Below are 2,169 nucleotides of genomic sequence, written 5' to 3' on the forward strand. Positions count from 1 at the left end.
CCAATATTGATTATCCCTTGGTACAGGGTGAAGACAATGACAAGTATGTGAATACGGATGTAGAAGGAAACTTTTCTTTGTCTGGTAGTCTATTCTTAGACTGTAATAATTCCAAGGAGATGACTGATACTGTAAGTATCATCTATGGCCATCACATGGAAAAGGAAAAGATGCTTGGTGGATTGGATAACTATACTAAGTTAGATTACTTTGAATCACATCGATATGGAAATCTATACTGTAATGGAAAGAACTATGGACTGGATTTCTTTATGCTGATCAATGTAGATGCGTATGATTCGAAGGTCTATAATACCAATGAAGATAATATTGATGAATATATAGATTATATATCTAATTATTGTGTACAGAAGTTATCTATACCAGATAGTGATCGATTGATATTGCTGAGTACTTGTTCAAGTGATAGTACAAACGGAAGAATTGTATTAGTAGGAAGAATTACATCTGAAACATATGAAGATACATTTGTTGAAGAAAGAATCAGTTTAGGTTCTGATTCATCGATTAACTGGTATCACTTATTCTTGTATGGAATCATTATTGTACTGGTTATTTGTATAGTCATTGTATTGGTTTGGTCTCATAAAAGAGTCTGATCCATATGAAAACAGTTGATTTAATCAATAAGAGATTTGGGAAATTAACTGTCATTGAGAAAACAAATCAAAGAGAAGGTGGAAGCATTGTCTGGAAGTGTATCTGTGATTGTGGAAATGAAGTATTTGTGAGTTCTAGAAAACTGACAAGTGGAAATACTCAATCTTGTGGATGCAAACGAAAAGACAACAATACAACTCGTGCAATTGATTTAAAAAATCAGCGTTTTGGTCGTTTAGTTGCTGTTTCTATGACTACAAAAAGAAGTGGAAACAGTATTGTCTGGAAATGTATTTGTGATTGTGGAAATACTTGTGAAGTTTCACAGACCAATTTAAGGCAAGGAAATACTTTGTCTTGTGGTTGTTTAAAAGAAGAAGTATCAAAATATAATCAAGTACGTGTTATTCAACAATCCATTTATTCAAAACGAAAATCCAATACTTCTGGTATTACAGGCGTTTGTTTTGATCATTCTACGAACAAATGGCTGGCTACAATTGGTTTCAATGGAAAAGATTATTATTTATGTCGTTCTAAAGATAAAGAAAAAGCCATTTATATGCGAAAAAAAGCAGAGGAAGAGATACTTAAACCTTTTCTAAAGAAATTCAAAAACAATGAAGAGTTAATGAACCAATGTGATGATTTATTTAAAGAAAAAATCATAGAATTGAAAAAACAAATAAAGATATAAAAAATCGAATCTGGATGGATTCGATTTTTTAGAGGGTAATTAAGAGAGAAATAAATTATGAAAAAATTTTATCTATATCAACAAAGGTTTTTATTATCTTTCCTTTGATGATTCTATGATAAAATATTCTTGTCGAATAACTATTTTAAAGACATGTGAAAATATGTGAGTTTTCTTTTCTTTATGTCAAATTATCAAATAATTATCGCAAATCTAATTTTTTTTCTTAAAATAAATGGAGGAATTTATGAGCTCAATTACTATCCAAAAAATCGGAATCACCCATGTAGGAACCCAGATTATCGTCAATGCCGCTAATTCAAGTCTAGCCCAGGGTGGAGGTGTATGTGGCATTATTTTTAATGCAGCAGGTTCCAAACAATTAAGACAAGCTTGTCAGGCAATCGGTCATTGTCCAACAGGAAGTGCTGTTATTACTCCTGCTTTTCAATTACCAGCTAAATATATCATTCATGCAGTTGGTCCTGTATGGCAAGGAGGACAAAACAAAGAACCGCAAAAATTATATGGATGTTACATGGAATCGTTAAAATTAGCAAAACAATATCACTGTACATCCATTGGCTTTCCATTGATTTCTGCAGGAATCTTTGGATATCCTGTCAATCTAGCCTGGAAAAAAGCCATACAGGCGTGTCAGGATTTTATTGATCAAAATCCGGATTATAATATAGATATTTGTTTTGCGGTTATTGATAATACTGTATTAAATATTGGAAAACAGACTTTACAAGCACTACAGAATGTATCTTAGGATACATTTTTTTATCTCCTTCTATTTATGGTAGTGTCAAAAATCAACTTTTTGATACAAATACAGCTACCTTGAT

3 protein-coding genes are annotated in these 2,169 nt (G+C 31.6%); all 3 read left to right on the plus strand.

Features of this window, described 5'->3' with window-relative positions; all coding sequences use genetic code 11:
• Positions 1-620 (plus strand): class B sortase (locus ACI32A_RS04820; RefSeq protein ID WP_439753899.1); only part of this gene is annotated, 620 nt, incomplete at its 5' end.
• 5 nt (positions 621-625) lie between these two features.
• Positions 626-1,318: a hypothetical protein gene (locus ACI32A_RS04825; RefSeq protein WP_439753900.1), complete on the plus strand. Its 693-nt coding sequence runs from the start codon at positions 626-628 to the stop codon at positions 1,316-1,318.
• Between the two features lie 247 nt (positions 1,319-1,565).
• On the plus strand, positions 1,566-2,093 hold the full coding sequence (locus tag ACI32A_RS04830; protein WP_439753901.1) for a macro domain-containing protein: 528 nt from the start codon (positions 1,566-1,568) through the stop codon (positions 2,091-2,093).
• The last annotated feature ends 76 nt before the right edge of the window (positions 2,094-2,169 follow it).

Source organism: Floccifex sp. (genome assembly GCF_051873555.1).
Classification (GTDB): Bacteria; Bacillota_I; Bacilli_A; order Erysipelotrichales; family Erysipelotrichaceae; genus Floccifex.